The organism is Yoonia maritima (genome assembly GCF_002933395.1).
GTDB classification, from domain to species: Bacteria; Pseudomonadota; Alphaproteobacteria; order Rhodobacterales; family Rhodobacteraceae; genus Yoonia; species Yoonia maritima_A.
Genome location: NZ_PKFN01000008.1, coordinates 156,022 through 180,724, shown reverse-complemented (window position 1 = coordinate 180,724; position 24,703 = coordinate 156,022). Strand labels below are relative to the sequence as shown.

The 24,703-nt window shown below is 53.4% G+C and carries 35 protein-coding genes and 2 tRNA genes; 23 read left to right on the top strand and 14 right to left on the bottom strand.

All coding sequences use genetic code 11. The annotated features are described in order from the left end of the window. The first annotated feature begins 19 nt into the window (after nucleotides 1-19). The 6 genes from CYQ09_RS07355 (at nucleotide 20) to ribD (ending at nucleotide 3,411) form a co-directional block, all read left to right on the top strand. Complete coding sequence (locus CYQ09_RS07355; protein WP_106744784.1) at nucleotides 20-409, top strand: winged helix-turn-helix transcriptional regulator; 390 nt, start codon at nucleotides 20-22, stop codon at nucleotides 407-409. Nucleotides 410-499: 90 nt separating this feature from the next. Then, nucleotides 500-745, top strand: coding sequence for a hypothetical protein (locus tag CYQ09_RS07350; protein ID WP_162617592.1), 246 nt, complete (start codon nucleotides 500-502; stop codon nucleotides 743-745). Between the two features lie 48 nt (nucleotides 746-793). Continuing rightward, nucleotides 794-1,201, top strand: a complete 408-nt coding sequence (locus tag CYQ09_RS07345; RefSeq protein WP_106744782.1) for a secondary thiamine-phosphate synthase enzyme YjbQ — start codon at nucleotides 794-796, stop codon at nucleotides 1,199-1,201. A 10-nt stretch (nucleotides 1,202-1,211) separates the two neighbouring features. Beyond that, nucleotides 1,212-1,727 carry a hypothetical protein gene (locus CYQ09_RS07340; protein WP_162617591.1) on the top strand — a complete coding sequence of 172 codons (516 nt, stop codon included), beginning with the start codon at nucleotides 1,212-1,214 and terminating at the stop codon, nucleotides 1,725-1,727. 131 nt (nucleotides 1,728-1,858) lie between these two features. Further along, nucleotides 1,859-2,326, top strand: a complete 468-nt coding sequence (gene nrdR / locus CYQ09_RS07335; RefSeq protein WP_106355287.1) for a transcriptional regulator NrdR — start codon at nucleotides 1,859-1,861, stop codon at nucleotides 2,324-2,326. Then, a complete protein-coding gene (ribD, locus tag CYQ09_RS07330) occupies nucleotides 2,323-3,411 on the top strand; it encodes a bifunctional diaminohydroxyphosphoribosylaminopyrimidine deaminase/5-amino-6-(5-phosphoribosylamino)uracil reductase RibD (protein WP_239495883.1) in 1,089 nt (362 codons plus the stop codon). The genes nrdR and ribD overlap by 4 nt, the downstream gene beginning before the upstream one ends. Here the strand turns inward: ribD and CYQ09_RS07325 are convergent. Together CYQ09_RS07325 and CYQ09_RS07320 are read right to left on the bottom strand one after the other, a co-directional pair. Then, nucleotides 3,408-5,405, bottom strand: coding sequence for a capsular polysaccharide biosynthesis protein (locus CYQ09_RS07325; RefSeq protein WP_106744779.1), 1,998 nt, complete (start codon nucleotides 5,403-5,405; stop codon nucleotides 3,408-3,410). The genes ribD and CYQ09_RS07325 overlap by 4 nt on opposite strands. 9 nt (nucleotides 5,406-5,414) lie before the next feature. Next, nucleotides 5,415-6,689 (bottom strand): capsule biosynthesis protein, encoded by a 1,275-nt coding sequence (locus CYQ09_RS07320; protein ID WP_106745443.1) that lies wholly within the window; start codon nucleotides 6,687-6,689, stop codon nucleotides 5,415-5,417. A gap of 129 nt (nucleotides 6,690-6,818) precedes the next feature. On the opposite strand from CYQ09_RS07320, the gene CYQ09_RS07315 reads away from it, so the two are divergent. From CYQ09_RS07315 to nusB, 5 genes are all read left to right on the top strand, one after another. Beyond that, nucleotides 6,819-7,415: a riboflavin synthase gene (locus tag CYQ09_RS07315; protein WP_106744778.1), complete on the top strand. Its 597-nt coding sequence runs from the start codon at nucleotides 6,819-6,821 to the stop codon at nucleotides 7,413-7,415. Further along, nucleotides 7,412-7,981, top strand: coding sequence for a hypothetical protein (locus CYQ09_RS07310; protein WP_106744777.1), 570 nt, complete (start codon nucleotides 7,412-7,414; stop codon nucleotides 7,979-7,981). The genes CYQ09_RS07315 and CYQ09_RS07310 overlap by 4 nt, the downstream gene beginning before the upstream one ends. Nucleotides 7,982-8,098: 117 nt before the next feature. Beyond that, the gene (gene ribB / locus CYQ09_RS07305) at nucleotides 8,099-9,229 is read left to right on the top strand and encodes a 3,4-dihydroxy-2-butanone-4-phosphate synthase (RefSeq protein ID WP_106744776.1); all 1,131 of its coding nucleotides are present in this window, start codon (nucleotides 8,099-8,101) and stop codon (nucleotides 9,227-9,229) included. Beyond that, entirely contained in the window at nucleotides 9,229-9,768 is a 540-nt protein-coding gene (locus CYQ09_RS07300) for a 6,7-dimethyl-8-ribityllumazine synthase (protein WP_106744775.1), read from the top strand. Before ribB ends, CYQ09_RS07300 begins: the two co-directional genes overlap by 1 nt. Next, nucleotides 9,765-10,232 carry a transcription antitermination factor NusB gene (gene nusB / locus CYQ09_RS07295; protein ID WP_106355299.1) on the top strand — a complete coding sequence of 156 codons (468 nt, stop codon included), beginning with the start codon at nucleotides 9,765-9,767 and terminating at the stop codon, nucleotides 10,230-10,232. The genes CYQ09_RS07300 and nusB overlap by 4 nt, the downstream gene beginning before the upstream one ends. Here the strand turns inward: nusB and CYQ09_RS07290 are convergent. Next, nucleotides 10,229-10,744: a GNAT family N-acetyltransferase gene (locus CYQ09_RS07290; RefSeq protein WP_239495882.1), complete on the bottom strand. Its 516-nt coding sequence runs from the start codon at nucleotides 10,742-10,744 to the stop codon at nucleotides 10,229-10,231. The genes nusB and CYQ09_RS07290 overlap by 4 nt on opposite strands. Before the next feature lie 139 nt (nucleotides 10,745-10,883). On the opposite strand from CYQ09_RS07290, the gene CYQ09_RS07285 reads away from it, so the two are divergent. Next, nucleotides 10,884-11,441: an HdeD family acid-resistance protein gene (locus CYQ09_RS07285; protein WP_106744774.1), complete on the top strand. Its 558-nt coding sequence runs from the start codon at nucleotides 10,884-10,886 to the stop codon at nucleotides 11,439-11,441. A gap of 224 nt (nucleotides 11,442-11,665) precedes the next feature. Here the strand turns inward: CYQ09_RS07285 and CYQ09_RS18425 are convergent, their stop codons facing one another. After that, nucleotides 11,666-11,812 (bottom strand): hypothetical protein, encoded by a 147-nt coding sequence (locus tag CYQ09_RS18425; RefSeq protein WP_165793318.1) that lies wholly within the window; start codon nucleotides 11,810-11,812, stop codon nucleotides 11,666-11,668. 351 nt (nucleotides 11,813-12,163) lie between these two features. Between CYQ09_RS18425 and CYQ09_RS07280 the strand changes: the two genes are divergently transcribed. Continuing rightward, entirely contained in the window at nucleotides 12,164-12,592 is a 429-nt protein-coding gene (locus CYQ09_RS07280) for an MmcB family DNA repair protein (protein WP_430383336.1), read from the top strand. Here the strand turns inward: CYQ09_RS07280 and CYQ09_RS07275 are convergent. Both CYQ09_RS07275 and CYQ09_RS07270 read right to left on the bottom strand, forming a co-directional pair. Further along, nucleotides 12,576-12,770, bottom strand: a complete 195-nt coding sequence (locus CYQ09_RS07275) for a DUF6324 family protein (protein ID WP_106744772.1) — start codon at nucleotides 12,768-12,770, stop codon at nucleotides 12,576-12,578. The two genes, CYQ09_RS07280 and CYQ09_RS07275, sit on opposite strands and share 17 nt — an antisense overlap. 27 nt (nucleotides 12,771-12,797) lie before the next feature. Further along, on the bottom strand, nucleotides 12,798-13,001 hold the full coding sequence (locus CYQ09_RS07270; protein WP_106744771.1) for a DUF6324 family protein: 204 nt from the start codon (nucleotides 12,999-13,001) through the stop codon (nucleotides 12,798-12,800). Nucleotides 13,002-13,205: 204 nt separating this feature from the next. On the opposite strand from CYQ09_RS07270, the gene CYQ09_RS07265 reads away from it, so the two are divergent. From CYQ09_RS07265 to CYQ09_RS07240, 6 genes are all read left to right on the top strand, one after another. Then, nucleotides 13,206-13,282, top strand: a tRNA-His gene (locus tag CYQ09_RS07265). Nucleotides 13,283-13,413: 131 nt separating this feature from the next. Beyond that, entirely contained in the window at nucleotides 13,414-14,442 is a 1,029-nt protein-coding gene (locus tag CYQ09_RS07260; RefSeq protein ID WP_106744770.1) for an RluA family pseudouridine synthase, read from the top strand. Nucleotides 14,443-14,601: 159 nt separating this feature from the next. Continuing rightward, complete coding sequence (rpoH, locus tag CYQ09_RS07255; protein ID WP_106744769.1) at nucleotides 14,602-15,498, top strand: RNA polymerase sigma factor RpoH; 897 nt, start codon at nucleotides 14,602-14,604, stop codon at nucleotides 15,496-15,498. Between the two features lie 135 nt (nucleotides 15,499-15,633). Continuing rightward, nucleotides 15,634-16,602: a Gfo/Idh/MocA family protein gene (locus CYQ09_RS07250; protein ID WP_106744768.1), complete on the top strand. Its 969-nt coding sequence runs from the start codon at nucleotides 15,634-15,636 to the stop codon at nucleotides 16,600-16,602. Between the two features lie 9 nt (nucleotides 16,603-16,611). Further along, a complete protein-coding gene (locus CYQ09_RS07245) occupies nucleotides 16,612-16,890 on the top strand; it encodes a DUF4389 domain-containing protein (protein ID WP_106744767.1) in 279 nt (92 codons plus the stop codon). A 4-nt stretch (nucleotides 16,891-16,894) separates the two neighbouring features. Next, a complete protein-coding gene (locus CYQ09_RS07240; protein ID WP_162617590.1) occupies nucleotides 16,895-17,887 on the top strand; it encodes an alpha/beta hydrolase in 993 nt (330 codons plus the stop codon). A gap of 111 nt (nucleotides 17,888-17,998) precedes the next feature. Here the strand turns inward: CYQ09_RS07240 and CYQ09_RS18275 are convergent. Next, nucleotides 17,999-18,082: transfer RNA gene (locus CYQ09_RS18275), tRNA-Tyr, on the bottom strand. Nucleotides 18,083-18,213: 131 nt separating this feature from the next. On the opposite strand from CYQ09_RS18275, the gene rlmB reads away from it, so the two are divergent. From rlmB to CYQ09_RS07225, 3 genes are all read left to right on the top strand, one after another. Beyond that, entirely contained in the window at nucleotides 18,214-18,990 is a 777-nt protein-coding gene (rlmB, locus tag CYQ09_RS07235; RefSeq protein WP_106745441.1) for a 23S rRNA (guanosine(2251)-2'-O)-methyltransferase RlmB, read from the top strand. A gap of 147 nt (nucleotides 18,991-19,137) precedes the next feature. Beyond that, the gene (locus CYQ09_RS18580; RefSeq protein ID WP_343229855.1) at nucleotides 19,138-19,299 is read left to right on the top strand and encodes a hypothetical protein; all 162 of its coding nucleotides are present in this window, start codon (nucleotides 19,138-19,140) and stop codon (nucleotides 19,297-19,299) included. 177 nt (nucleotides 19,300-19,476) lie between these two features. Next, nucleotides 19,477-19,896, top strand: coding sequence for a CoA-binding protein (locus CYQ09_RS07225; protein ID WP_106744764.1), 420 nt, complete (start codon nucleotides 19,477-19,479; stop codon nucleotides 19,894-19,896). Nucleotides 19,897-19,904: 8 nt separating this feature from the next. Here the strand turns inward: CYQ09_RS07225 and CYQ09_RS07220 are convergent, their stop codons facing one another. The 4 genes from CYQ09_RS07220 to hisA form a co-directional block, all read right to left on the bottom strand. Beyond that, on the bottom strand, nucleotides 19,905-20,213 hold the full coding sequence (locus CYQ09_RS07220) for a phosphoribosyl-ATP diphosphatase (protein ID WP_106744763.1): 309 nt from the start codon (nucleotides 20,211-20,213) through the stop codon (nucleotides 19,905-19,907). Continuing rightward, nucleotides 20,210-20,968, bottom strand: coding sequence for an imidazole glycerol phosphate synthase subunit HisF (gene hisF, locus CYQ09_RS07215; protein ID WP_106744762.1), 759 nt, complete (start codon nucleotides 20,966-20,968; stop codon nucleotides 20,210-20,212). The genes CYQ09_RS07220 and hisF overlap by 4 nt, the downstream gene beginning before the upstream one ends. Nucleotides 20,969-21,001: 33 nt before the next feature. Beyond that, on the bottom strand, nucleotides 21,002-21,478 hold the full coding sequence (locus tag CYQ09_RS07210; protein ID WP_106744761.1) for a DUF2867 domain-containing protein: 477 nt from the start codon (nucleotides 21,476-21,478) through the stop codon (nucleotides 21,002-21,004). A gap of 75 nt (nucleotides 21,479-21,553) precedes the next feature. After that, entirely contained in the window at nucleotides 21,554-22,273 is a 720-nt protein-coding gene (gene hisA / locus CYQ09_RS07205; protein ID WP_106745440.1) for a 1-(5-phosphoribosyl)-5-[(5-phosphoribosylamino)methylideneamino]imidazole-4-carboxamide isomerase, read from the bottom strand. Between the two features lie 137 nt (nucleotides 22,274-22,410). Between hisA and CYQ09_RS07200 the strand changes: the two genes are divergently transcribed. Beyond that, entirely contained in the window at nucleotides 22,411-22,800 is a 390-nt protein-coding gene (locus CYQ09_RS07200; RefSeq protein WP_106744760.1) for a DUF2147 domain-containing protein, read from the top strand. Between the two features lie 53 nt (nucleotides 22,801-22,853). On the opposite strand, the gene CYQ09_RS07195 is transcribed toward CYQ09_RS07200, so the two are convergent. Genes CYQ09_RS07195 through hisB form a run of 3 tightly spaced genes read right to left on the bottom strand, consistent with a single transcriptional unit; the run spans nucleotide 22,854 to nucleotide 24,563 of the window. After that, nucleotides 22,854-23,324 carry a lytic transglycosylase domain-containing protein gene (locus CYQ09_RS07195; protein ID WP_106744759.1) on the bottom strand — a complete coding sequence of 157 codons (471 nt, stop codon included), beginning with the start codon at nucleotides 23,322-23,324 and terminating at the stop codon, nucleotides 22,854-22,856. A 16-nt stretch (nucleotides 23,325-23,340) separates the two neighbouring features. After that, complete coding sequence (hisH, locus tag CYQ09_RS07190; protein WP_106744758.1) at nucleotides 23,341-23,979, bottom strand: imidazole glycerol phosphate synthase subunit HisH; 639 nt, start codon at nucleotides 23,977-23,979, stop codon at nucleotides 23,341-23,343. Continuing rightward, nucleotides 23,976-24,563 (bottom strand): imidazoleglycerol-phosphate dehydratase HisB, encoded by a 588-nt coding sequence (gene hisB / locus CYQ09_RS07185; protein WP_106744757.1) that lies wholly within the window; start codon nucleotides 24,561-24,563, stop codon nucleotides 23,976-23,978. The genes hisH and hisB overlap by 4 nt, the downstream gene beginning before the upstream one ends. Nucleotides 24,564-24,703: the final 140 nt, after the last annotated feature.

Here is a 24,703-nt window from a genome sequence, read left to right as displayed (position 1 = left end):
TAACAAAAGGGGAACCTTCATGCGGGATTTGATGACGGATCGTATCGAGCAATGGAAGGCGCAGGGCTTTGACCCTAATAACTGTCCGGTGCGGATGGTTTTGGATCATGTGGCCGCGAAATGGACATCGCTGATCTTGCTGGAACTTGAAAAAGAACCGCAGCGGTTCAATGCCCTTGGGCGGGCTTTGCCTGATATTTCTAAGCGTATGCTGACGCAGTCCTTACGTGACCTTGAACGTGATGGCATGGTTCGTCGTAAGGTTTATGATACCAAGCCGCCCAGCGTGGAATATAGTTTAACGGATGTTGGACAGTCGTTTATGGCACCGTTTTCACAACTGCTTGATTGGGCCGAAAAAAACCAACGGCACATTCTAGCAGCGCGATCTGGATACGATAAATTGTGATGTGCATCTGCGCGCAGCCCAAAGGCCATTTGAGCAGATTGAATGCGCCCTACGGATAATTATCTGCGTCGCATCAAAGAGGATAATCTGATGCGACATTTCTATGCCCCACCGCTTGCTGTTGTAATGGCCTTTGGTGTTGCTTCCACGCTGCATGGATATGCAGTTGAACCTATGCCAGGTACGCATGCGCAGAGTGGCCCATCGTTGTTGAGTGAGATAACGCCATCACTGCCCTTGGACGTTTGTGCGATGCCAATTTCCCCAGAGACAGATAACGCCGATACTGATGCGCTTGAAACCTGTCATGCTGTTCACGGTGAAGCTGGTTTTTAGCGGATAAGCTGACTTGCGCCGAATCCGTCGAACGCGCAATGTTGGTATATGCAGACAACGTTTCAAATACAGACGCACGGTCCCGGGCTTTATGAGTTTACAAATAATGTAAGCCAATGGGTGCGGGGCACTGGGCTACTTACGCTTTTCGTGCAGCATACATCGGCGAGCCTGCTAATTCAGGAAAATGCGGACCCCGAAGTGCGGGTAGATATGCAAAACTTTTTTCACCGATTGGTGCCGCCAACCTCTGATCCATCAATGGCGTATTTGACCCACACCTATGAAGGGCCGGATGATATGCCAGCCCATATCAAAGCAGCATTGTTACCTGTTCAGCTAAGTATCCCAGTAAGCGACGGTAGACTTGCCTTGGGAACGTGGCAGGGGATTTATTTATTTGAACACCGCGACCAGTCTCATGAACGGCGTGTGGTTGCACATCTATCTAAATAAGCGAGGGAATATGCGCGTTTTACCTATTATGGTGTTGGTCGTTGCAGCTTGTCCTGCCTTTGCTGACTGCCCAATCGGGCAAGAAGAATTTATGTCCTGCAATATCGAAAATAGTAAGAATGTTCTGTCGGTTTGTTTTGACGACACCAACGCATACTACAGCTTTGGGCCGCAAGGTCGTTCGCCAGATTTAGCGTTGTCCGAACCCATCGAAATGATCGATTATACCCCATGGCCGGGTGTCGGGCGTGCGATATGGGAAAGTCTGACGTTTAGGAATGATGAATATAGCTATACCGTCGTTGCAGGTTTTGATCGCATGTTTGGCGACGAAACCGAGGAAGACCACCCGACACCGCATTTTGGTGAAGTTCAAGTAAAACGCGACGGTGAAACGTTGGTAAACCTTAGCTGCGAACGCGGAAGGACAGCGTTTGCTTGGACGCCTGATATTTACGAGGCGAAAGAGGCGGCAGGGTATGAATGGGACGATCGAAATCAGCTGTGGTTCAAGACACAGGAGTGAGTCTGATGTGTCACGGTTTGTCCCTGTATCTTGCGTCGTGAAATGCCCTCTACCCAAAACCTGCGTAGGTTCCTATAGTGCCTGTGGATAACTTGGGGCGTGACCCCAGCAGTAGCTGACAAGGACCGGACATGCGTTGCCCTTTTTGCGGAAATGTTGACACTCAAGTGAAAGATTCACGACCTGCCGAAGACCATTCGGCCATTCGCCGTCGCCGTTTGTGCCCGGCATGTGGCGGACGGTTTACGACTTACGAACGTGTACAGTTGCGCGACTTGGTGGTGATTAAAACTAATGGCCGCCGTGAAGATTTTGATCGGCCAAAGCTGGAACGCTCTATTCGTATTGCTTTACAAAAGCGCCCGGTTGAACCTGACCGCATCGATCAGATGATCAGTGGAATCGTGCGCCGGCTTGAAAGCATGGGCGAAACCGATATTCCGTCAGGTACAATCGGTGAAATCGTGATGGAAAGCCTCGCGCGGATCGATACCGTCGCTTACGTGCGCTTTGCGAGTGTTTACAAAAACTTCCAAGCCGCGGATGATTTTGATAAATTCGTTAGCGAACTGCGCCCAGATAGCATTTCAGACGAGTGACTATAGCGACAGATGCCCGCTTTATGGCGCTCGCCCTCAATCTTGGGCGGCGTGGAATGGGTCGTGTTTGGCCGAACCCAGCCGTTGGTTGTGTCATTGTTAAGGACGGCGTGATCGTTGGGCGGGGGCGCACCGCTGATGGTGGCCGCCCTCACGCTGAAACGGTTGCGCTTGCACAGGCCGGTGAAAAGGCACGCGGTGCCACGGCATATGTTACGCTGGAACCCTGTTCGCACCATGGAAAAACGCCACCTTGCGCGCATGCGTTGATTGCAGCGGGCGTGTCGCGCGTGGTGGTCGGCTTGGGTGATCCCGATCCGCGTGTGTCTGGCCGTGGTATAACGATGCTACAAGATGCCGGGATTGATGTCACAACCGATGTGCTTGTGGATCAAGCGCGTGATGACCATGCTGGCTTTCTGTCGCGCGTGACCCAAAACCGGCCTTATGTGACGCTAAAGCTTGCCGGGACACTTGATGGGCGGATTGCGACGGCGACAGGCGAAAGCCAATGGATCACCGGACCAGAGGCGCGCCGTGCTGTGCACATGATGCGCGCGCGCCATGATGCAGTGATGGTCGGCGCGGGGACAGTGCGTGCCGATGATCCGACACTTACGGTCCGTGGGCTTGGAATTACCCGACAGCCAGTGCGTGTCATTGTATCGCGTGGAATGAAAATTTCGGCGGATTGTAGTTTGGCGCAAACCGCGCGCGAGGTGCCAGTCTGGCTTTGCCACGGTAAGAATAGCGACCCCAAGCCGTGGACGGATTTGGGTGCCGTCAGCCTGCCTTGTGATGTTTTGTCTGGGCAGGTTGATCCGCATGCTGCAATGGTCGCACTGTCAGATAAGGGAATTACGCGTGTGTTTTGCGAAGGCGGCGGAATGTTGGCCGCATCGTTGTTGAACGCTGGATTGGTTGATCGGCTGGTGGTGTTCACTGCTGGTATGGCAATGGGCGCTGAAGGTACACCATCGCTTGCTGCTATGGGGGTTGACCGGCTGGCCTGCGCCCCACGGCTTTCGCTTGAGGCGGTGCAGCCGTTGGGTGCCGATATCATGCATAGCTGGCGTCGGATTTAGCGCCGCCACAAAAACGCATAGCTGGCCAGTACTCCTTGTGCCTTAGCAAGGATACGGTTCATTCTGCCGGGGGCTGGAATGTCGTTGTTTTCAAGTCGGTCAACGATCACCTCGACGGGACAAGGTAGGCCGGTGATCGAGTCAAAGTAACGTGGATATGCAATAAGCGTGGCATGCACCAATGCGACGATATCGACATGTGCAGTGCGACGTGCGATCGGCAACGATCGGTCATCTGTTAGCCCCCAACCGGCATAAAATGGCATGCCAAGGCAGGTTACCTTTTTGCCGCGCATCAATGCCTCGAACCCGATGAGCGATGTCATAGTCCAGACTTCGTCGACGTGATCAAGCGCCGCAATTGGATCGGTATCGGCCAAGATAATGTCGGCCCACTTCATGGCGTCAGGCAGTGCGCCGGGGCGCAGGCCCGTTTCGACATCGGGATGCGGCTTATAGGCGATGATGGCGGCGGGGTTGGCTTCGCGAGCGGCTTGTAGCAATGCCGCGTTGCTGGCGATGTCGGTGCAACCCTTTCTGATCGATGCATCATCTTCGACCTGACCGGGGACTAAGATGCGGCGCCCCTTTGGTAGGTTAATCGGTGCGGGTCGCGACAGATTATATTTTGATAGATGCGCGTCGATGATCCGCTGGATCAATGCAGCCGCACGCGCACGTTCGGTGTCGCGCAGGTTTTCTGACGCATTGATCAATGCCTCCAACCGGCTTGGCCGTGTGGCGTCATAGTAAATGCCCAGATCGTCAAGTACGAGGCTAAGTGGCGCGATAAGATCAGCGCCTAGCCCGCGAGACCGCAAGAACCCATCTTCGACCAATGTCGCGTCGGTTGCGCCTGTATTCGCCCATCGCAACAAGGGACGGTTTGCGTTCGTCGCTTTGCGCGCTGCGTTTTTACCGCGTGCAAATATGACGCGTTTTTGGTTGCCAAATATTTTCTGAAGTGGCGCGCGTTTCCAAAGGCGCATGTCGGCAGCAACCCAGCCGTTATGGTCTTCGCGCCATGCGCGTGTGGCTGCGGCAAGTGTGGCGGTTGCTTCCTCAAAGCTGCACAGTCTGTCGTGGAACGGATCGTACCACGTTGGGTATAGCAGCATGGCCCCCGCGAATAGCTGCGCCCGCGTCAGGTTACGTTGGCGGCGTTGCAATGGCTTGCGATCATCGCTTAGCCCCCAACCCATATAAAATGGTTGCCCAAAGACAACCGGGCGATGGCCTGCGATGATGGCCTCAAATCCAAGCTGCGATGTGACTGTATAAACAGCGATGGCACCTTCCAGCAGTGCCCATGGCGATAGCGGATCGTCGCTAAGTGAGATGCGATCGTTGGTATCCTTTTTGCCGAAATACCCGTCGCGGTGGCCTGCGGTCGTTTCTGGGTGTGTCTTAATGATGATCTTGGCTGTGGGATGTTCGGTTTGCGCGTAAAACAACATCTCGCGAAAGGTGTTGCTATCAGCTCCGCTTGCTTTGATCGATGCATCTTTACGGGTTTGGTCAATGACCAAGACATAGCCGGGGTCGGGCGCTGGGTGCGCCGGGTCAAAGCTGTTGTACTTCGAAAGATGTTCGTCCTTTAACGTGTCAATTCCGGTCCGGGCGCGATCCAATAATGCAGTGTTGTCTAGCGGATGCTCTGACAGGATATGTTCAAGATCGGATGGTGTGCTTGGGTCAAAATGTACGCCGCGTTGATCGATGTTCAACCCAACCGGGTCATCCCCGTCACGCCCAAGCCGCACTGACCGTAGGAATGTGTCTTCGATGCGCAGGACTGGCGCATCTTTTAGCTGTGCAATGGTTTCACCGCGCGGAGAGGTGGGGCTATGTCCCCAGACGCCAACAAGATCACCATCTTTGGGCACACCAACACGAATGTCGTAACCCGCCAGTTCGACAATGCGGCGCACCCGACCTTTGGCTAAAAAGCCGCCATTATAGACATAGAGATTTTGACGAGAGGTCTTAGGCATTGTTCATAATCACTTTGTAGCAGCAGGCTGTGAATGCACCGATGACAGTACGGTTTGATCATAGGGTTCATCTGGTGAAAGCATGGCGTCAACCACATGCCGCATTAATTGTCGTCGTCCCGTGACTGAATAAAAACCGCCGGGTATCTGACTGGTTTCAAGTAAGAAACGGCGATAGTCGCGGTAGGCCGCTGTGTCGGGGCGGGTCGGATTTGCAAAGAATTCCGCGAGCGGTTGATCTGAAACGAATTCGGGCTTGCTATACACAGCCGTCCCAAATGCTTTTAATGGAATGCCGCGCCACAATGCTTGTTGGCCGGCCGTTGAATTCACGGTAACTGCGCTGCGCGCTTGATCCAGTAACGCGGCAAGCTTACCGCCGCGAACATAGTGCACCCGGTCGCTGATGCCGCGCCCTTCTGACATTTCTTTGATCATTTGTCGCATCGGAGATTGCCCATTTTCCAATGGGTGGGCCTTAAAGACAAGGTGGTGATGTGGCCGCGCGCCGTCGGCAAAGCCATCAATAACCACGCGCAAGAAAGATTCCATGTCATCAAAGTCAGAATGCGCTTGGAAACTTGCGTCATGTTCAAGTTGGAGCAACGCGATGTGGAAAGGGTAGCTCGATTTTTTGATCCTGCGTGTTGCGACTTCGCGCTCTGCTGCGAAGTATGGCATCAACGCTAACCGCTTCGAATAAAGAAGCGCCTCACGTCGAATGGCCAGCGCACGGTGTGGGCGAAAATGCGGGTATTTCCCGTTCCGAAACAAAACAAACCAATGATAAAGTGCGCCATAGAAAATATGTTGTCTCATATCCCCCCAATGGGCAGGTGGAACCGGAATGTCAGCACCCGTTCGCGCAAGACGTGACCGGATGTCCGTAATGGATAGTGCCATCAACTGCGAATATCCGTTGCTACCATTCCGTTCGTATGTGACCCAATAGGGACGAAGGTAGCCTTCTTCAAAGACGTGCACACGTATGCCCGCATCTTTGGCTTGGCGTATGGCAATCGCGTGGATTGGACGGGTGTCGCCATAAACAACGATATCGGTGATGTTGTTGTTTATCAAAATGTCAGCAAATGTATCCGGCCAAGCTGCTAGGTCACCGGTGAAAGGAATGTATCCATCTGCTTTCCACCAAAATGCACGGTCTCCGGCGTTAAAACCAATCCGCTGCACGCCAGCCCCCGCAGTGGCGAGCATGCGCCCCAGCTGTCTGAAAAATGGCCCGTGCGGCCCTTGTAGAAATAGAAAATTACGCTGTGTATTCATCATCCGCGTTATAGCGGGTTGCGCACTGCGTGGTAAGCATCAAACGAAGACGAAAAGGATAAAGCGCCACTGCTTGCCTGTCGTCATTCCAAGGGCTAGGTCATGATAAGACAAATAAAGGAATAACGCATGTTTACAGGGATTGTCACAGATATCGGTGAAATCATCACACTGGAACAACGCGGCGATCTGAGGGCGCGTATTGGCACTGGCTATGATGTTGCCGGGATCGACATCGGGGCTTCGATTGCGTGTAATGGTGTGTGCCTGACCGTGATCGCATTGGGTACTGACCCGCAGAACTGGTTTGATGTCGAAATTTCAGCCGAGACAGTCAGCGCCACAAATGTTGGGGAATGGCTGGTTGGTAAACGACTGAACCTTGAGCGCGCGTTGAAGGTGGGCGACGAATTAGGTGGGCATATCGTCTCTGGTCACGTTGATGGTGTCGCGCAGGTGATCAAAATTCGTGATGAAGGCGACAGTACACGTGTTACGTTTCGCGCACCCGGTAAGCTTGCTAAATTCATTGCGCCAAAGGGGTCAGTGGCGCTGAATGGCACATCGTTGACCGTAAATGAAGTCGAGGGAAGTGACTTTGGTATCAATTTCATTCCACACACCAAGATTGCAACGACATGGGGTGACGTGGAAGAAGGTGACCTGATCAATATCGAAATCGACACGATGGCACGGTACGTGGCGCGTCTAAAGGAATACGAATGATAGCTGGTATCGGTCATAATTCGGGCCGAGTCGACGAACCCGGTCATAGTTGGCGCAAGCATGTTTGGACAAAGGCCCGTAAAAACCTAATGCCAACTTTGCCAATAGAGGCGGTGCGGTTACGCGTTCGGCGCGCGGCGCAGCTTGGCCTGCCGTATAAGACATACGCGGGTATCCGCGCCAGTACTGGCCATGACCTGATTGGGTTTTTGTTTTCAAATAATGCGTTGCAAATTATGCGCGATGGGCAACCGATGCCAGTGGCGCGCGCGGATAAGTTAGGTGACCTGATTGCGGCACAACGCGTCGGGTTGGCCCATATCCCGGTGACGCCAACGCATTTGGCCAGCTTTCCAGAAATAGACCGGGCTTATGCCGCGCCACGGTTTGCCGGAACTTGGGCTGATATGCGTGACCATTTGCAAACGGTGATTAAATCAGGAAAACAGCCTGCAGATCGGTTCGTGTTGGTCGGTGACACTGGGTTTGAGCGTGATTGGAGCGAGGCCGTCAAGCTCGCAGGGTATCTATCCGCTGACGCCTTTTTCACAGGGCAGGTGGGTTAAAACCCACCCTACGTTATGGGGTGCGTCGTGACGTCGTAGGGTGGATCTCGATCCACCGCCCTTTCAAAAGGGATACGGCTGCTCTATTTGCTTTGTATCATACATTCGAGGATCCGCATGAGCCAGACATTCGAGACACCGGGCCCAATCGAACGCGATTGGGCTGACGCGATTAGCAAGATCGAAGACATCATCGAAGACGCCCGAAATGGCCGCATGTTCGTGCTTGTCGATCACGAAGATCGCGAAAACGAAGGTGATCTTGTGATCCCGGCCCAGATGGCCACGCCTGATGCGATTAACTTTATGGCGACGCACGGTCGTGGCCTCATTTGCCTCACCTTGCCGGGTTCACGCATTGATGCGCTGGGCTTGCCGCTTATGGCGTCTCACAACTCTTCGCGTCACGAAACTGCATTTACCGTAAGTATTGAAGCCCGTGAAGGCGTCAGTACTGGTATTTCGGCCCATGACCGCGCACGCACCGTCGCGACGGCGATTGATGCATCAAAGGGTGCAGCAGACATCGCGACGCCTGGTCATGTGTTTCCACTTCGCGCCCGCGAGGGTGGTGTTTTGGTTCGTGCAGGTCACACCGAAGCCGCCGTTGATATTTCGCGGCTTGCCGGTTTGAACCCATCAGGTGTGATCTGTGAGATCATGAAAGAAGACGGAGAAATGGCGCGTTTGCCTGATCTGGTCGCCTTTGCGCATTTGCACGGGCTTAAGATCGGTACGATTAGCGATCTGATTGCTTACCGCCGTCGTCACGACAATCTGGTGCGTGTGCGCGAAGTAAACCAAATTCAGTCTGAATTTGGCGGAAACTGGGAGATGCGGATTTATACAGATGAAACCCAAGGTGCGGAACATATCGCGCTAGTAAAGGGTGACATCACAACGGAAGAACCTGTTCTGGTGCGCATGCATGCGCTCGACCCGATGCTTGATGTCGTGGGCGCTGGGCCGACTGGGCGTCGCAACGAATTTGGTGACGCAATGAATGCGATCGCTGCCGAAGGCCGTGGGGCTTTGGTTCTGTTGCGCGATCTGCACATGCAGATTGACCTTGATGAAGAAACATCGCCGCAAACACTGCGCCAATACGGTTTGGGTGCACAAATCCTTAGCTCGCTTGGCTTGCATAAGATTGAGCTACTGACCAATTCGCCATTGCCAAAAGTTGTGGGCCTTGATGCCTACGGTTTGGAAATTACAGGCACACGTAAAATATCGGAGATCGGATAATGGCTGGACCATCACACTATATCATGCCGCTGCCAGAGTTTGAAAAACCGGCGAAAATCCTGATTGTGGCCTCGCCATATTGCAAAGATATCTCTGATAACCAGATCGCGGGTGCCAAGGCCGAGATCGAAAAGGCTGGCGCCACATGGGAAATTGTAGAAGTTCCAGGCGCGCTAGAAATTCCGACCGCGATCGGCATCGCTGAGCGGCTAAGTAATTTTGACGGTTATGTTGCGCTGGGCTGTGTCATCCGCGGTGAAACTACCCACTATGATACTGTTTGTAATGACAGTTCCCGCGCGATCCAGCTTTTGGGATTGCAGGGTGCCTGCATCGGAAACGGTATCTTGACTGTTGAAAATCGTGACCAAGCGGTTGTGCGTGCGGACCCTGATCAGATGAATAAAGGTGGCGGAGCTGCCGCTGCGGCCTTGCACCTTATCGCGCTCGCCCGTAAATGGGGCGAATCCGACAAACCGGTGGGCTTTACACAGGAAATTCTGCTGGCTGGTAACACAGGTGGCAAAACATCAGCATGACCATTTCGAACAACCAACTGCGCAAAATGAAATCCGCTGCACGCTTCTATGCTGTGCAAGCGTTGTTCCAGATGGAAGCCTCTGGGCAGACTGTGGATCAAGTGATCCGTGAGTTCGAGGACCACCGCTTTGGCGCAACCTACGATGATGCCGAAATGATCGAGGGTGATCTGAAAACCTTTCGTGGCCTGATGGAAGGCGCCGTAAACGAGCAAGCTGCGATCGACCAGATGACGGATCGTGCGCTTGTTGCGAAATGGCCAATTGCGCGGATTGACCCAACATGGCGGGCGCTGTTTCGTGCCGCAGGTGCCGAGCTAAAGAAAGCGCAAACGCCCCCCAAGGTCGTGATCAGCGAATTTGTCGCTGTATCCGAAGCATTTTCGCACGACGGTAAGGAACCAAAGTTCGTAAATGCCGTCCTTGACCACATGGCACGCGAGGCGCAGCCAGAAAAATTCTAGGCTGGTTTAGTTTTTTCATAATACGCACATGGCGCATCGTAGTGGGTTTGAATGCCAACGTATGTCATTCCCAACCTTTGCATCACATGTTGTGAAGCCATGTTCTTTGGGTCTGCGACTGCACAAATGTAGTCAACACCGACGCGATGAAACCCAAAATCCATCGCGGCTTGGCCAGCCTCGGTTGCGTATCCCTTACCTTGATAATGTGGAATAAGGCGCCAGCCTAATTCCAATGGTGCATCTTCTTTATGCGCGAGGTGCTGGAGGCAGGCTGCGCCGATGATGATATCGGTACTTTTTAGAAATACAGTCCACCAACTGTACCCATGCGTAACCCAGCGGCGCTGGACGCGCGTGATGCCTTCTTCGGTCTGTTCGCGGGTTTGTGGCCCGCCCAGAAAATGCATGACTTCGGCGTCAGAATGCATCGCGAAAAGTTCGTCGGCGTGTTGGTGGGCGAAGGGTGTCATAAATAGACGTTTCGTCGATATGGTTTGACTGCGCCGCATTGCGTCGTTCCCTGTTGATATGTGTCCCAAAACCTTACGATCCCGGCAGCATCGTCGCCATCAACTTTTGTGGTCCGTGCAGGCGGGCTTGAAGTTTGAGACCTTTCACCACAGCTTAACTATGTAAAGGAGAGCGATCATGTCTAATATCGATCAACAACCGCCTGAAGTAGTAGAGGCCGTCCGCAAGTTTAGAGGCCAGTTTCGAACGACAGGCATTGCGCTGATTATTTTAGGTGCGCTGGCAGTTGTTTTTCCGCTCGTGTTTTCGATTGCTGCGAAGGTGCTGCTAGGTTGGGTTTTTCTGCTCACTGGCGGGGCGCTGCTATATCACGCATTTCAGGCAAAACGCTGGGAATCAGCGATCTGGAGCGGGCTGATCGCGGTGCTTCATTTGGCGCTGGGTGTGTACATGGCATTTTTCGCGCTTAACGGTTTGGTTGGGCTGACGTTTCTTGTTGGGGTCGTTTTCGTGCTGCAGGGTGGCGTCGAAGGGATGATTGCGATGCAACACCGGCACAAAACAGGATGGGGTTGGTTGGCGCTGAATGGCGCAGTTACCCTTATTCTTGGCTTCGTCTTGATTGCGGGTTTGCCGGGTACTGCACTTTGGGCAATCGGGCTGTTGCTGGGGATCAATTTTTTGACCACAGGTGTCGCCTTTGTGGCGCTAGCTGGCAGTGTGTCTGAAAAGTGATAGGCAAAGGTGGCGGGAACCGCTGCATCCGTAAAGGTAACTAATCCTGAGGACCTGTATGTACAGGTGGGTGCCAGGTAAACTAACCAGGGTCAGAACAGAGCCAGCCCCCTAGGATTTGCTTAAGGCCGCTGGATTTGTACCCGTGATAACGAGAAGAGCAGAAGCCCGCCGAGGCAACAGGTAGGGTTGATTGGGGGGCAGGGCAAGTGGTTCGCGTCAGTTTATTCTTCAACGTCGCCTTTGATCAGCCAACCATTAGGGCCGACCATCTCAATCGGTGCGTATGCAAGCAACAAGCGTTCAGCGAAGCCAACCATCAAAAGAGCCATTGATACTTCATAGACGGTAATTCCGTGAAAAAGTGACATCGTAAGCTCCTTTAAAAACTATCTTATTCCTAACGGTCAAAGCCGTCGAAAAAGTGACGTTTCAGAGGAAAACTGAGCTCTGATCTTATGTCATTCGCCACATTTGGGACATAAAATTGGTCGTTTGCTGAATGCTCGCCTCGGCAATATTTCGCTTAGTGTTTGGTTTGTAACGAAAAATGTCAGTGTGTTGCTAATAAGGCGTTAAATTCCCGTTTTTATTGATGATTGTTGATCTGTCACAGTTTGGCGCCCGGCCAATGACCTATGTGACGAAAAAAGTGAATTGAGTTTTGTTCACTTATTGTTCACATTTGGGGAATGTCTGATATCTTAACACAGAATGAATTAATGCCAGGCCAGTTGCTGGCGCGCGGCGTTTGTCGTCATTTGTATAGTTACGACTTTGTGAGCGTTGAAGAGTTCGTCCCGACAGCCGGCCGAAGGGTCGATGTCATGGGGTTGGGGCCAAAGGGCGAAATTTGGATCATTGAATGCAAATCAAGCCGCGCTGACTTTCAGTCCGACAAAAAGTGGCAGGGGTATCTGGAATGGTGTGATCGGTTCTTTTGGGCTGTTGATAGCGACTTTCCGACAGATTTATTACCTGACGATACAGGGTTGATTATTGCAGACGGCTATGGCGGAGAAGTCATAAGAATGGGGCCGCGAGCAAAGCTTGCTCCGGCGCGACGTAAGGTGCTGTTGCAGAAATTTGCGCGCCACGCTGCGTTGCGCGCGTTGGCCGCGCGCGACTCAGGGTTTACCCGCCCTTTTTGACGGCGCGTGCGGCTATTGTTGCAGCGCGAATTTCTTCTGCGATTTCGTCTGCTTCCTCGGGGTCAAAATCCATCGGGATTTCAACGCCGCCGGCTTCAATAAAAATACGTACCATACCGTGGTCAGTCGGACCGATCTGCATGTTGGCTTCGATATCGCGTTCGTTGTTGATGCCCATTTCGGCCCCCTGTTTTATTGGTTTTTTCTACATGGGCAGGGGTGTCATTGGCAATAGGGTCAAGGTAATTGTTGCTTCGCGAATTTCGTCTGCGATTTCTGTTGCTTCTTCTGGGGTGAAATCCATGGGGATTTCGATACCGTCCGCTTCAACGAAAATACGTACTTTTCCGTGCTCTGTCGGTCCAATTTGCATGCTTACTTCAATGTCGTGTCTGTCGCTGATTGTCATCTCTATCCCCTAATTTTGAGCGCGTTTCCTACAGGTGCTGAAGCGCAGCTAGCAATCCGCTTAAATGGGTAGCGGACTGGCCAATTGGGCGGTGGTTTTCTCATTCGGATATCTTTGGGGGATAGGGTTAGTTTGGAAAACAGAATGGAATTCCTATTTGAGGGTATTGCATTCAATCTTCTAGGCCGCTAAATGACCCGCAATGCCGCCTTAGCTCAGTTGGTTAGAGCACTGGTTTGTGGAACCAGGGGTCCCCCGTTCAAGCCGGGGAGGCGGTACCATTCTCAAATTTAGCTAAATTTGAGCGCGGCGTAGCGCACTTGCTATTTACCTGCCAATCCCGCAAACCCCAAAACTTGATCTGCCAGCCGAGTTGGTGGTCGTATTTTTTGAACGCGAGAGCCGAGCTGCCATGTCTGATGTGATTTCATTTGTTATTCAAGCATCCCCACCTCCGCGTTTGGATAAAGCACTGGGGCGCGATGTGCCCGTTGATGCATCACTCAGCCGGTCACGGTTAGCAAAGCTGATCGCAGAAGGTGCGGTCACCGTTGATGGTCTGGTTATCACTGATCCGCGTCACCGTGTTGCCGAGGGCGCACAGGTTGCTGTCAGCGTAGAGGTTGCCCACGAAAGCCATATCGTTGGCGAGGACATCCCGCTTGAAGTTGTCTTTGAAGATGATGATTTGATCGTGGTGAATAAACCGTCCGGTATGGTTGTTCATCCCGCGCCAGGAACGCCGAGCGGCACATTGGTAAACGCGCTGATCCATCATTGCGGTGACAGCTTGTCTGGGGTCGGCGGGATGAAGCGCCCGGGTGTTGTACACCGTATTGATAAAGAAACGACGGGTCTTCTTGTTGCTGCAAAAACGGATCGTGCGCATCATCACCTTGCCGCGCAATTCGCGGCGCACACAGTTGAACGCCGCTATTTGGCTGTCTGCTATGGTGTGCCTGACGCGAATGATCCGCGCTTGCGCGGAATCAAGGGAACTTCGTTTGAGCCAGGCAACATCTTAAAGGTGCAGACGTTTTTGGGCCGTCACAAGACTGACCGTCAGCGCCAGGCTGTTTCGTTTACCTCCGGTCGTCATGCGGTTACGCGTTCGCGTATCGTTGCGCCGTTGGGTCTACCAGCATGCGCTGCATTGATCGAATGCTGGCTGGAAACTGGTCGCACCCATCAGATTAGGGTTCATTTGGCACATTGTGGTCATTCGCTTGTCGGTGATCCTGTTTACGGTGGACGGCGTAAACTGTCGCCAAAGGCTGTGGGGGATGCTGGCGTGTCTGCGGTTGCGGGCTTTGGGCGTCAGGCATTGCATGCCGCGACTCTTGGTTTTGAACATCCGGTAACTGGCGAGTTCATGCAGTTCGAGGCTGGTTTGCCCAAAGATATGCAGGCTTTGCTGGCCGCGCTTGGTTATCAGGGCTGAAATATTCAGTCCCATGTGCGTGAGTGCACGGAAAACGCTCTCGTAATGCTAAACTGATCGGTTCATATTGAATTCACAGAAAATTGGTACGTAGACTTGAAACGCTACGTCAACGTTACCATATCCATGTTAAGCCTTTAAACATAGGAGGGCACGACAGTGAGCAACTATAAGAATTTACCAGCACCAACCCCAGAGGGTGGTCTGAACCGCTACATGCAAGAAATCCGCAAGTTCCCGATGTTGGAGCCAGAGGAAGAATACATGCTGGCAAAGCGCTGGGTGGATCACGAAGACACCAAAGCTGCGCATAAGATGGTCACATCACACCTGCGATTGGCGGCTAAAATTGCCATGGGATACCGTGGATACGGGTTACCGCAGGCGGAGGTGATTTCCGAAGCCAACGTCGGTCTCATGCAAGCCGTGAAGCGTTTCGACCCTGAAAAGGGCTTCCGTTTGGCGACCTACGCGATGTGGTGGATCCGCGCCTCTATACAAGAATATATCCTGCGGTCTTGGTCGCTGGTCAAACTTGGTACGACATCAGCGCAGAAAAAGCTGTTCTTCAACCTGCGCAAGGCAAAATCTCGTATAGGTGCACTGGAAGACGGCGATTTGCGTCCTGAAAACGTGAAACGGATTGCGACAGATCTTGGCGTGACCGAGGACGAAGTGATCTCAATGAACCGCCGGATGTCTGGTGGCGATGCGTCACTGAACGCTCAGGTTGGCTCTGATGGTGAAGGTACCATGCAGTGGCAGGATTGGCTTGAGGACGAAAGCGCGAATACGGCAGGGGACTACGAAGCACATGATGAACTAGATGTGCGTCGCGAGCTGCTTGCTGAAGCGATGGAAGTGTTGAACGACCGTGAAAAGGACATTTTGGTGCAGCGCCGTTTGTCTGATGAAACAATCACGCTTGAAGATTTAAGCGGTCAATATGACGTCAGCCGTGAACGCATTCGCCAGATTGAAGTGCGTGCCTTTGAGAAACTGCAAACGAAAATGCAGGAGCTTGCCAAAGAAAAGGGTATGCTGGAAACAGCGTAACCCTTGATACTGCCTGAAAAATATTACGTCCCCGTCAGAGTATCTTTGGCGGGGATATTTTTTGTGGAAACGTAAAGCTGACGCTTTCCCTTTAGTGAGGCTTGGCGCTAACATCGCCCCAAAGAGGAGAGATTTATGACACCAATCCGTTGGGGCGTTTTGGGCGCTGCGAATTTTGCATTAAACCACATGGCCCCGGCTATCCATGCCGCAAAGGGTGCCGCTTTTACTGCGCTTGCAACGTCTAACCCTGCGAAAGCGGAGCCGTTTAAAGCATTCGCGCCCGATTTACGTGTCCACGATAGCTATGACGCGTTATTGGCTGACCCGGAAATTGACGCAGTCTATATCCCGCTGCCAAATCACCTGCACGTTGAATGGACAATTAAGGCCCTAGAGGCTGGCAAGCATGTACTTTGTGAAAAGCCGATTGCGCTGTCGGATGCGGACTTTGACGCGATGATTGCCGCACGCGACAAAGCAGGCAAGCTGGCCGCCGAAGCGTTTATGATTGTACACCACCCGCAGTTTCAGCGGGCGCAACAGCTTGTGCAAGGCGGGGCGATTGGCGATCTGAAACATGTGGACGCAGCGTTTACATTCTTTAACGACGATATGGATAATATCCGAAACCAAGCTGATAAAGGTGGGGGCGGGCTGCGCGATATTGGGGTTTATACATTTGGTTCAACGCGGTTTGTCACAGGGCAAGAACCCGATCAGATACCTTATGCGAAGCTACGCCTTGAAAACGGTGTGGATACCTTTGCGCAGGTCGCCGCAGATTTTCCGACGTTCACGTATTCCGCAATGGTATCGATACGGATGTTCAATCGCCAGCAGGTTACATTCCACGGTGAAAAAGGCGTTCTAGAGTTAAGTTGCCCATTTAATGCAAATGTCTTTGATCAAGCAGAGCTGACGCTTGCTGTCGATGGTACGACTGTCACAACCGAACGCTGGCCGGGGGTAAACCATTATGTGTTACAGGTCGAAAACTTTTGTAATTCTGTTCGGGATGGCGCTGATTATCCATGCCCTCTTGAGTTTTCGCGCGGAACGCAAAAGATGATGGATATGGTATTCGCCGCTGGCGACAAATAGGAGAAGGGCATGCCCGAAGAAGAAAGCGCCGAATCTGAAACAGATTTTGAAAGCATTTGGATGCGTTTGGTGCATATGATCATCATTGCGGTTCTCATGAGCATGGCAAGTTCACTGCTGGGTTTGCTGACCGTCGCGCAATTCGTGATCATGCTGTTTAAAAAGCGTGAACCAAATGATCAGTTGGCCGAAATCGGGACAACGATGGGCGTTTGGATGGCCAAAGCCGCCCGCTATCAGGTCGCGGCTAGTGAGGTCAAACCGTGGCCTTGGACTGAATTGGATTAAGGTCGTGTCGCGCGTATATTTCGCCATCTTGGGTTTGGCGATGGTGGCGTGCACCCGTCCTTACGATATTACCGTCGCCCCCGGAGTGCCGGGGGCAACGGTTGAAACGGTTTACGTTTCCACCCAACAAACGCCGTCAGTCGTTGGTGCGTTTTCGTACAACGATCGCATTACGCAGCCGCAATTCTCCCGCATCGACGTGACCATTCCGCCGACACACGTCCCGGGCCGGATTGAAGCCGCGCGTGATATAGGTGGCGGTTTCACGATGGCCAGCTATCAACCAAAAAGCCAGGCAGAGTATATTGAGGCGCTCGCCGCGGCGCCCGGTGATGAGATTTTGCTGTTCATCCACGGATATAACTCGACCACGACAGAGGCTGTTTTTCGACTCGCGCAGATTGGTTACGACTTTGACATTGCGGGCGTTAAGTCGGTGTTTTCCTGGGCGTCCGCCGCGTCACCCGGTGCGTATGTTTATGATCGCGACAGCGTTTTATTCGCGCGCGATGATCTTACACAATTACTGACCGCTGTATCGCGCGGTTCTGACAAGCGGATCACGCTTCTTGCGCATTCGATGGGGGCGCAGCTTACCATGGAGGCGATGCGCCAGCTTGCGATCGCAGGGGATGATGATGTGCTTGCTGATGTTGAGACTGTGATTCTCTTATCGCCGGATATCGATCCAGATATATTTCGACGGCAAGTCGAGGTAATCGGTGATCGAAATAACCCTTATGTGATTCTGACCAGCGGCACCGACAGGGCGCTGCGCCTTTCATCGTTTCTGATCGGTGGGCGGTCCAAGGTGGGGCAATTGGATGCGGCCGATGATGTTGAGGGGCTCAATGTGATTATGATCGATTTGACTGGCGTTAGTGACGGCGGGCATGGCGACCACATGGTCGCTGTAACATCACCTAGCGCAATCAATTTACTACGCCAGATATCCAGCAAAGACATGCTAGCACAAAGCGGTGTTTTGCTAGAGTGATTTTCACGATCCTGAGTGTCTGACGATGACCAGATAGCGGTCCATTAGGCGCGTGGCTCACCGGTTCAGTACCGGGAGTTCACGCATCTAAGATACTGATATTTCAGTAAATGGTGGGCGACCCTGGAATCGAACCAGGCGTGAGTCGCCTCGAGGGAGTTACAGTCCCCTGCCACACCTTGCGGCCTGTCGCCCACTGGGGGGCTGATTACCTGTGGCCCCATGTCCCGTCAACCGCAAAAGTGTCTGTTTTTGCAACAAGCCTTCACAGAGTTCATTTTGTCGGGTATCGCCCCTTTGAAATAGTGTCAGGAATGGAAAATAAAATGAAAAAGCCAAAGTGGGTTATTGCGAAAGAGCAGGGTAAGCGCGCTGCCGCAAATGAAACCGTTTGGCTTTTTGGCCTGCATGCGGTGCGCGATGCGCTCGAGAACCCGAAACGAGAAAAGCTGCGTCTCGTTGTGACGCGCAATGCTTTAGAACGTTTGGGCGAATCTGTCGGTAAAAGCGGGATGGAGCCTGAAATTTCTGATCCACGCAAATTTGCAGCGCCGCTGGATCCGCAGTCGGTACACCAAGGTGCCGCGCTGGAAGTGAAGTCACTGGATTGGGGGTCGCTTGAGGACATCGCATTGGGTGACGGACCACAGCCGCCGCGCATTGTTTTGTTGGACCGGGTGACTGATCCACATAATGTCGGTGCGATTTTGCGATCAGCCGAGGTATTTGGCGCACGTGCGGTTGTCGCGATGCAACGTCATGCCGCGCCTGAGACTGGTGCACTTGCAAAAACCGCGAGCGGGGCGCTTGAACGCCAACCATATTTACGCGTTCGTAATCTGGCTGATGCGATCGTTGCTTTGCAAGGTATGGGTTACCTTGTGTTGGGGCTGGACGGTGAAGCAGAAGACACAATTGAAACTGCCGTTGAGGGCAAGCGTGACCGTGCTGTGGCGCTGGTCATGGGTGCTGAAGGGCCTGGCTTGCGTGAAAAGACGCGCGAAACCTGTGATCAGTTGGTTAAGATTGATGCGGCGGCTGAGTTTGGGTCGTTGAACGTTTCTAATGCTGCCGCTGTGGCACTTTATGCGGCCAAGGCCTAAGTAACGCTTATGCCCGCGAATAAGATTGCGACCTGTTGTTATTGTGGAACCCGCGCAGCATTGCGTTTGCGCGGAAAGCAGCGACACGAGCTGAGCTGTTCTAACTGTGGGGCGCCCTTACGCGCGCTGAAAAATATCCCCTTGGAAGTGGCGCATCCGACCGCGCCTGAGGCGCCGCCCGCCCGCCCCACCAAATCTGCAGTTGCGCCAAAGCGCAAAGGTAAACGCAAGCCCGCATCCTTTGGCCGCAAGATGGTATCAAAGCTTTGGGATGAAATTGAAGACGTAATTGACGACCTGTTTGATTGATCGCGATGTGATCACATTTTGCTGAGCACCCCTTTCGATAGCGCGAACTAGGCATAAGTCTTATGACGAAGGCGCGTTCATGGAACTAACGTGCCTCTTATCACTGTCCCTCGTTCCAAACTTTGCGCCCGGATCGATCCGGGCGCTTTTTTTGATAAATTGCTGCTAGGATGCCCTATGGAATATTCTGATGAACATCTTCGCGCGGTTCTGACGCGCACGCAGGCGATTGCTTTGGTTGGGGCTTCAGCTAATCCTGCGCGCCCTAGTCGCCGTGTTGGAGAGTATCTTGTGGGCAACGGCTATCGGGTTATTGGTGTCAATCCGGGGCTGGCTGGTCAGACGTTATTTGGCGAAACGGTCTATGCGGATCTGGTCTCGATCCCGGGAGACGTGGACATGGTGGATATTTTCCGTGCAAGCGATGCAGTGCCGGATATTGTCGATGCCGCGCTTGAGCGTTGGCCAGATTTGCAAACGATTTGGATGCAATTGGGTGTTCACAGTCCCGATGCGGCGGCAAAGGCCGAAGCGCGCGGCGTTGACGTGATCCAAGATCGTTGTCCTAAAATCGAAATCGCACGCCTAGGGTTGTGAGTTCCATGTCAGTCGCGGTTTGCTTTTTCTGTAATGCCCGACATGCCTTGGCGACGCGCGAGCTCTGCTACCACATCGTTCAAGCTCACGTCACGCGCGGCAAGCATAACCAGCAGGTGATAGATCACATCTGCGGCTTCTGACGTTAGCTTTTCTTTGTCGCCTTTGACGGCCTCAATAATGGCTTCAATCGCCTCTTCACCGAATTTCTCGGCGCATTTTTCTGGGCCTTTTGCGAACAGCTTTGCTGTCCAGCTGGTTTCAGGGTCAGCCCCCTTGCGTGAGGCGATCAATGTTGCAAGGTCATCAAGTGTCATAGTCGTACCGGAATGCCTGCAGCGGCCATGTGTGCTTTGGCTTCGCCGATTGTGTAAGTACCAAAGTGAAAGATCGAAGCGGCAAGAACTGCTGATGCGCCGCCCTCTGTCACGCCTTCGACAAGGTGATCCAATGTGCCAACGCCGCCAGAGGCGATGACCGGGACATGCACCGCGTCTGATATCGCGCGTGTCAGTGGCAGGTTGAATCCTGCTTTCGTGCCGTCCCGATCCATTGAGGTGAGCAGGATTTCCCCGGCACCTTTTTCAACGACAGTGCGTGCAAATTCGACGGCGTCGATACCGGTTGGTTTGCGCCCACCGTGGGTAAAGATTTCCCACTTTCCGGGTGCGATCGTTTTGGCATCAATTGCCACGACAATGCACTGGCTGCCAAAACGCATTGCTGCTTCGGCGACGACGTTAGGGTCGGCTACAGCGGCAGAGTTAAAGCTGACCTTGTCCGCACCAGCAAGTAGCAGATCACGCACATCGCGGTGCGTACGTACACCGCCACCAATTGTCAGAGGCATAAAGCACTGTTCGGCCGTACGCGTGGCGAGGTCAAACATCGTACCTCGGTTTTCGTGGGTGGCCTTGATGTCCAGAAACACCAGCTCGTCTGCGCCAGCGGCGTTATAAGCAATGGCCTGTTCAACGGGGTCGCCCGCGTCAATCAGATCGACAAAGTTCACGCCTTTCACTGTGCGCCCTTCGGCGACATCGAGGCAGGGGATGATCCGTGTTTTAAGCATAGTCGCACGATCGCTAGGAATGTTGCCCCGTCTTTAGTGTGTAGGCGCCTGTGATGCAATCGGCGCGGATGAAATCCGCCGCATCGCGTCGCGCACGATCAAGATGTGGAAGGGCATAACGATGGCAAGATAAATTCTCCCCACAAGATTGTTGCGATGTACCCACGTAGCCATATGGATCATGCCGTCTTGGCGCATGACCGAAATGCGAAAGTTTAGGTGGCTATCGTCGGTGCCGATGATCCGTTCGTTCTCGTCTTCAAATTGGACGGGAAAGATTGCGCCGTCTCCCGTGTCCGAGCTTTCGGTCTTTAACCCCAATGGTTTTACGATCGTATTGCGCAGTGCGAGCAGGGCGTTGGCCCAACTGGGCATCGAAAACCCGATTTTTGCAGCCTGTTGTGGGGAAAGGGGGCTTTGCACCGCGTATCCATCAATGAAATCGCCGGGTTCGACCATTTGCCAAAGCTGTGAATTGGATGGGAGTGGTGTTTTTCTAACGTTGGTCATACTGGCTCTCCTCATCAGGTTGAGCAAAGCCAATACTATTCATCTAACAGAAAAAAGGGGCGCGATGTCGCAGGCTTATGTCGCGAGCGCTTTTAGTGCTTCGGAAAGGTCAATTGCCCCGTCATACAGGGCGCGGCCTGAAATCGCGCCAGAGATAACGCCAGTGGCTTTGAGCGCGCTCAAGTCAGCCATCGAAGACACACCACCTGATGCTATCACGGGAATATCAACGGCACGGGCTAGTTCTGCGGTGGCGTCGATGTTTGGGCCCTTCATCGCACCGTCACGCATGATGTCCGTATAAATGATCGCGGCGATGCCTGCATCTTCGAAGGATTTGGCAAGGTCGGTGACCATTACGTCGGTTTCTTCTGCCCAGCCACGTGTTGCGACGCGCCCGTTGCGGGCATCAAGCCCGACGGCGACTTTGCCGGGGAATGCTTTGGCAGCTTCACGGACAAGATCGGGGTTTTCAACCGCGACAGTCCCAAGGATCACGCGGGCAAGCCCCTTATCCAGCCAGCGTTCAATTGTCGCCATGTCCCGGATACCGCCACCCAGTTGGGCAGGAACTGGGCAGGTTTTTAGGATAGCCTCGACCGGGGCGGCGTTAACGGGTTCGCCAGCGAATGCGCCGTTCAGGTCAACAAGGTGCAGCCATTCGCAGCCTGCGTCGACAAATGCGCGGGCTTGGGCTGTGGGGTCGTCGTTGAAGACCGTTGTCTGGTCCATGTCCCCATGCACCAATCGCACAGCGTTACCGTCTTTGAGGTCGATAGCAGGGTAGAGGATCATTGGGCGGCCTTTCATAACTGTTGGCGCGTTTATGCACGGCGCTTGGGGAAATGCAACGCGTGGCGCAACCTTACGTCATGCTTGATCGGAATCACGGATCGCAGGCATGCTCACTGCAGATCTAGGGAGGAATAGATATGAAAATTCGGACTATCGCTATTGCGGCTGCTTTGGCTTTTGGTGGCGCAGCGCAAGCCCAAGAGGCGGCCGTTGGCGTCTGGCAGACCGAAGTTGATGACGGTGCCTACGCGCATGTGACTGTTGCGCCATGCGGTGGGGCAGTTTGCGGCACAATCAGCCGTACGTTCAACACAAGTGGCGAATACCAGTCGCCAAACCTTGGCCGTCAGATCGTGATCGATATGGTCCCCCAAGGCGGCGGTTCATATGAAGGGCAAGTCTGGCGTCCGTCAAACGACAAAACCTACATCGGTAAAATGGATGTGTCCGGTAACGCGCTTCGCCTGCGCGGTTGTGTGGCTGGCGGCCTGATCTGTGCAAGTCAAAACTGGGTGCGCGTGAATTAAAAACGCGCGTCATATAACATAAAAGCCCCCCGTAAGAGCGGGGGCTTTTATGTTTAGCCTTGGCGCAATCCTGTTTCGACAAGCATACCGCGCCTTTTTGCCTCGTAGTAATAGCCGCGGGCATACCAGCTGACAGCGGTTTCTTCGTCGCCATATGATAGCAACCAAGCCCCGCGTAGGTATTTACCAGCATACATGAGGTTGGTTTCCGCATCGAGAAGCTCGCTCGCTGGGCCGCGATGGCCCATCGTGCGCGCAGTCTGTGGTAAGATTTGCATCAACCCATAATATGGCCCGTTGCGGGCCGCAGGGTTATGGGTGCTTTCACGGATAATCACACGGTGAAGCAAGGTCACAGGGATGTCGTGAATGTCAGCGTATTTATTGATCAGCCGTCGCAGTTCAGGCGTTTCATTTGGGTAAAGCGGGATGGCGCGTGACGACGCTTCTTCCCTGCGATTACGACGACCGCAGCCCGCGAGGGTGCTTGCTGCGGCGATGATCATGGTACGGCGTGTCAACATGAGGCGTTCCCGTTTGTTACGGGGTCCACGTTAGAAAGTTACCGATCATACGCAAGCCCGCGTCTTGGCTTTTTTCGGGGTGAAACTGCATGCCGATGATCGTGTCGCGTCCGATGATCGCTGTAATATCACCCGCGTAATCGACATGGGCAAGCCGTTCAGCCGATTTTGTGACATCCATCGCGTAAGAATGCACAAAATATGCGTGATCTCCCGACTTAATGCCGTTGAGTACAGGATGCGGGTTGTCGATCACAAGATCGTTCCAGCCCATGTGCGGTACCTTTAGCGCAGGGTCATTGGGTTCAATTTTACGAATATCACCGGCGATCCAGCCAAACCCCGGCGTTTCTTCGTATTCATGACCTGTGGTGGCCAGCATCTGCATGCCAACGCAAATCCCCATGAAGGGGCGGGCGTTGACGGTAACGGCTTCGACGATGGCCTCAGCCAAGCCGGTACGCGCAAAAAGTTCAGCACGGCAATGCGGGAACGCACCGTCGCCGGGCAGAACGATCCGATCCGCCGCTGCAACAGTTTCTGGATCAGAGGTGACGATGATCTTACCGCCATCGACCTCTGTTGCCATCCGTTCAAACGCCTTTTGTGCCGAGTGCAGGTTGCCGCTGTCGTAATCAATAAGCGCGGTGATCATAGGGTGCCCTTGGTTGATGGGATCGCGTCTGTTTTGCGTGGGTCGGTTTCAACCGCTTCGCGCAAGGCGCGTGCAACCGCTTTGAACGCGGCTTCGGTGATGTGATGTGCATTAAAGCCGTGAAGCTTGTCGATGTGCAGCGTGATGCCACCATGTGTGCTAAGTGCCTGAAAAAACTCGCGGACCAGTTCGGTATCGAACGTGCCGATTTTGCCGAATGGCAGATCAAGGTTACAGATCAGGTAGGGGCGCGCAGATAGGTCCAGTGCACAGCGCACCTGCGCATCGTCCATCGCAAGGTGGCAGCTACCATAGCGGCGGATGCCGCGTTTATCGCCTAAGGCTTCGGTCAGTGCCTGCCCCAATGCAATGCCCACATCTTCGACAGTGTGGTGATCATCAATGTGCAGATCGCCGGTCGCCCGAACGGTCATATCAATCAACGCGTGACGCGAAAGCTGATCCAGCATGTGGTCGAAAAAACCAACACCGGTCTGATTGTCATAAACCCCTGAACCATCAAGGTTCACGGTAACCGAGATGTCAGTCTCGGCGGTTTTGCGTGTGATCGTTGCTGTCCGCATAATGCGCGTCCTTCGTTGTTTGTGTGTTTCTATAGGCGGAACAGGGGCAGGGGCCAAGCCTATGCAAGAAATGTTGCCGGTTTTCAGCAATATTTAAGGGTTCGATTCGTAACGTGACGGAAATTGCTCATATGTCAGGA

What these genes read in the sequence shown, in the direction of transcription:
- CYQ09_RS07300 (WP_106744775.1), top strand. Translation starts at nt 9,229, where the DNA reads ATGGCTGGACCATCACACTATATCATGCCGCTGCCAGAGTTTGAAAAA.
- hisF (WP_106744762.1), bottom strand. Translation starts at nt 20,968, where the DNA reads ATGCTTAAAACACGGATCATCCCCTGCCTCGATGTCGCCGAAGGGCGC.
- nusB (WP_106355299.1), top strand. Translation starts at nt 9,765, where the DNA reads ATGACCATTTCGAACAACCAACTGCGCAAAATGAAATCCGCTGCACGC.
- nrdR (WP_106355287.1), top strand. Translation starts at nt 1,859, where the DNA reads ATGCGTTGCCCTTTTTGCGGAAATGTTGACACTCAAGTGAAAGATTCA.
- hisA (WP_106745440.1), bottom strand. Translation starts at nt 22,273, where the DNA reads ATGATCCTCTACCCTGCTATCGACCTCAAAGACGGTAACGCTGTGCGA.
- hisH (WP_106744758.1), bottom strand. Translation starts at nt 23,979, where the DNA reads ATGATCACCGCGCTTATTGATTACGACAGCGGCAACCTGCACTCGGCA.
- CYQ09_RS07200 (WP_106744760.1), top strand. Translation starts at nt 22,411, where the DNA reads ATGAAAATTCGGACTATCGCTATTGCGGCTGCTTTGGCTTTTGGTGGC.
- CYQ09_RS07285 (WP_106744774.1), top strand. Translation starts at nt 10,884, where the DNA reads ATGTCTAATATCGATCAACAACCGCCTGAAGTAGTAGAGGCCGTCCGC.
- CYQ09_RS07210 (WP_106744761.1), bottom strand. Translation starts at nt 21,478, where the DNA reads ATGACCAACGTTAGAAAAACACCACTCCCATCCAATTCACAGCTTTGG.
- hisB (WP_106744757.1), bottom strand. Translation starts at nt 24,563, where the DNA reads ATGCGGACAGCAACGATCACACGCAAAACCGCCGAGACTGACATCTCG.
- CYQ09_RS07325 (WP_106744779.1), bottom strand. Translation starts at nt 5,405, where the DNA reads ATGCCTAAGACCTCTCGTCAAAATCTCTATGTCTATAATGGCGGCTTT.
- rlmB (WP_106745441.1), top strand. Translation starts at nt 18,214, where the DNA reads ATGAAAAAGCCAAAGTGGGTTATTGCGAAAGAGCAGGGTAAGCGCGCT.
- CYQ09_RS07280 (WP_430383336.1), top strand. Translation starts at nt 12,164, where the DNA reads ATGCCAGGCCAGTTGCTGGCGCGCGGCGTTTGTCGTCATTTGTATAGT.
- CYQ09_RS07225 (WP_106744764.1), top strand. Translation starts at nt 19,477, where the DNA reads ATGGAATATTCTGATGAACATCTTCGCGCGGTTCTGACGCGCACGCAG.
- CYQ09_RS07355 (WP_106744784.1), top strand. Translation starts at nt 20, where the DNA reads ATGCGGGATTTGATGACGGATCGTATCGAGCAATGGAAGGCGCAGGGC.
- CYQ09_RS07270 (WP_106744771.1), bottom strand. Translation starts at nt 13,001, where the DNA reads ATGACAATCAGCGACAGACACGACATTGAAGTAAGCATGCAAATTGGA.
- CYQ09_RS07220 (WP_106744763.1), bottom strand. Translation starts at nt 20,213, where the DNA reads ATGACACTTGATGACCTTGCAACATTGATCGCCTCACGCAAGGGGGCT.
- CYQ09_RS07250 (WP_106744768.1), top strand. Translation starts at nt 15,634, where the DNA reads ATGACACCAATCCGTTGGGGCGTTTTGGGCGCTGCGAATTTTGCATTA.
- CYQ09_RS07320 (WP_106745443.1), bottom strand. Translation starts at nt 6,689, where the DNA reads ATGAATACACAGCGTAATTTTCTATTTCTACAAGGGCCGCACGGGCCA.
- ribB (WP_106744776.1), top strand. Translation starts at nt 8,099, where the DNA reads ATGAGCCAGACATTCGAGACACCGGGCCCAATCGAACGCGATTGGGCT.
- CYQ09_RS07310 (WP_106744777.1), top strand. Translation starts at nt 7,412, where the DNA reads ATGATAGCTGGTATCGGTCATAATTCGGGCCGAGTCGACGAACCCGGT.
- CYQ09_RS18425 (WP_165793318.1), bottom strand. Translation starts at nt 11,812, where the DNA reads ATGTCACTTTTTCACGGAATTACCGTCTATGAAGTATCAATGGCTCTT.
- CYQ09_RS07350 (WP_162617592.1), top strand. Translation starts at nt 500, where the DNA reads ATGCGACATTTCTATGCCCCACCGCTTGCTGTTGTAATGGCCTTTGGT.
- CYQ09_RS07245 (WP_106744767.1), top strand. Translation starts at nt 16,612, where the DNA reads ATGCCCGAAGAAGAAAGCGCCGAATCTGAAACAGATTTTGAAAGCATT.
- CYQ09_RS07345 (WP_106744782.1), top strand. Translation starts at nt 794, where the DNA reads ATGCAGACAACGTTTCAAATACAGACGCACGGTCCCGGGCTTTATGAG.
- CYQ09_RS07260 (WP_106744770.1), top strand. Translation starts at nt 13,414, where the DNA reads ATGTCTGATGTGATTTCATTTGTTATTCAAGCATCCCCACCTCCGCGT.
- CYQ09_RS07290 (WP_239495882.1), bottom strand. Translation starts at nt 10,744, where the DNA reads ATGCGGCGCAGTCAAACCATATCGACGAAACGTCTATTTATGACACCC.
- CYQ09_RS07275 (WP_106744772.1), bottom strand. Translation starts at nt 12,770, where the DNA reads ATGGGCATCAACAACGAACGCGATATCGAAGCCAACATGCAGATCGGT.
- CYQ09_RS07340 (WP_162617591.1), top strand. Translation starts at nt 1,212, where the DNA reads ATGCGCGTTTTACCTATTATGGTGTTGGTCGTTGCAGCTTGTCCTGCC.
- CYQ09_RS07195 (WP_106744759.1), bottom strand. Translation starts at nt 23,324, where the DNA reads ATGTTGACACGCCGTACCATGATCATCGCCGCAGCAAGCACCCTCGCG.
- CYQ09_RS07315 (WP_106744778.1), top strand. Translation starts at nt 6,819, where the DNA reads ATGTTTACAGGGATTGTCACAGATATCGGTGAAATCATCACACTGGAA.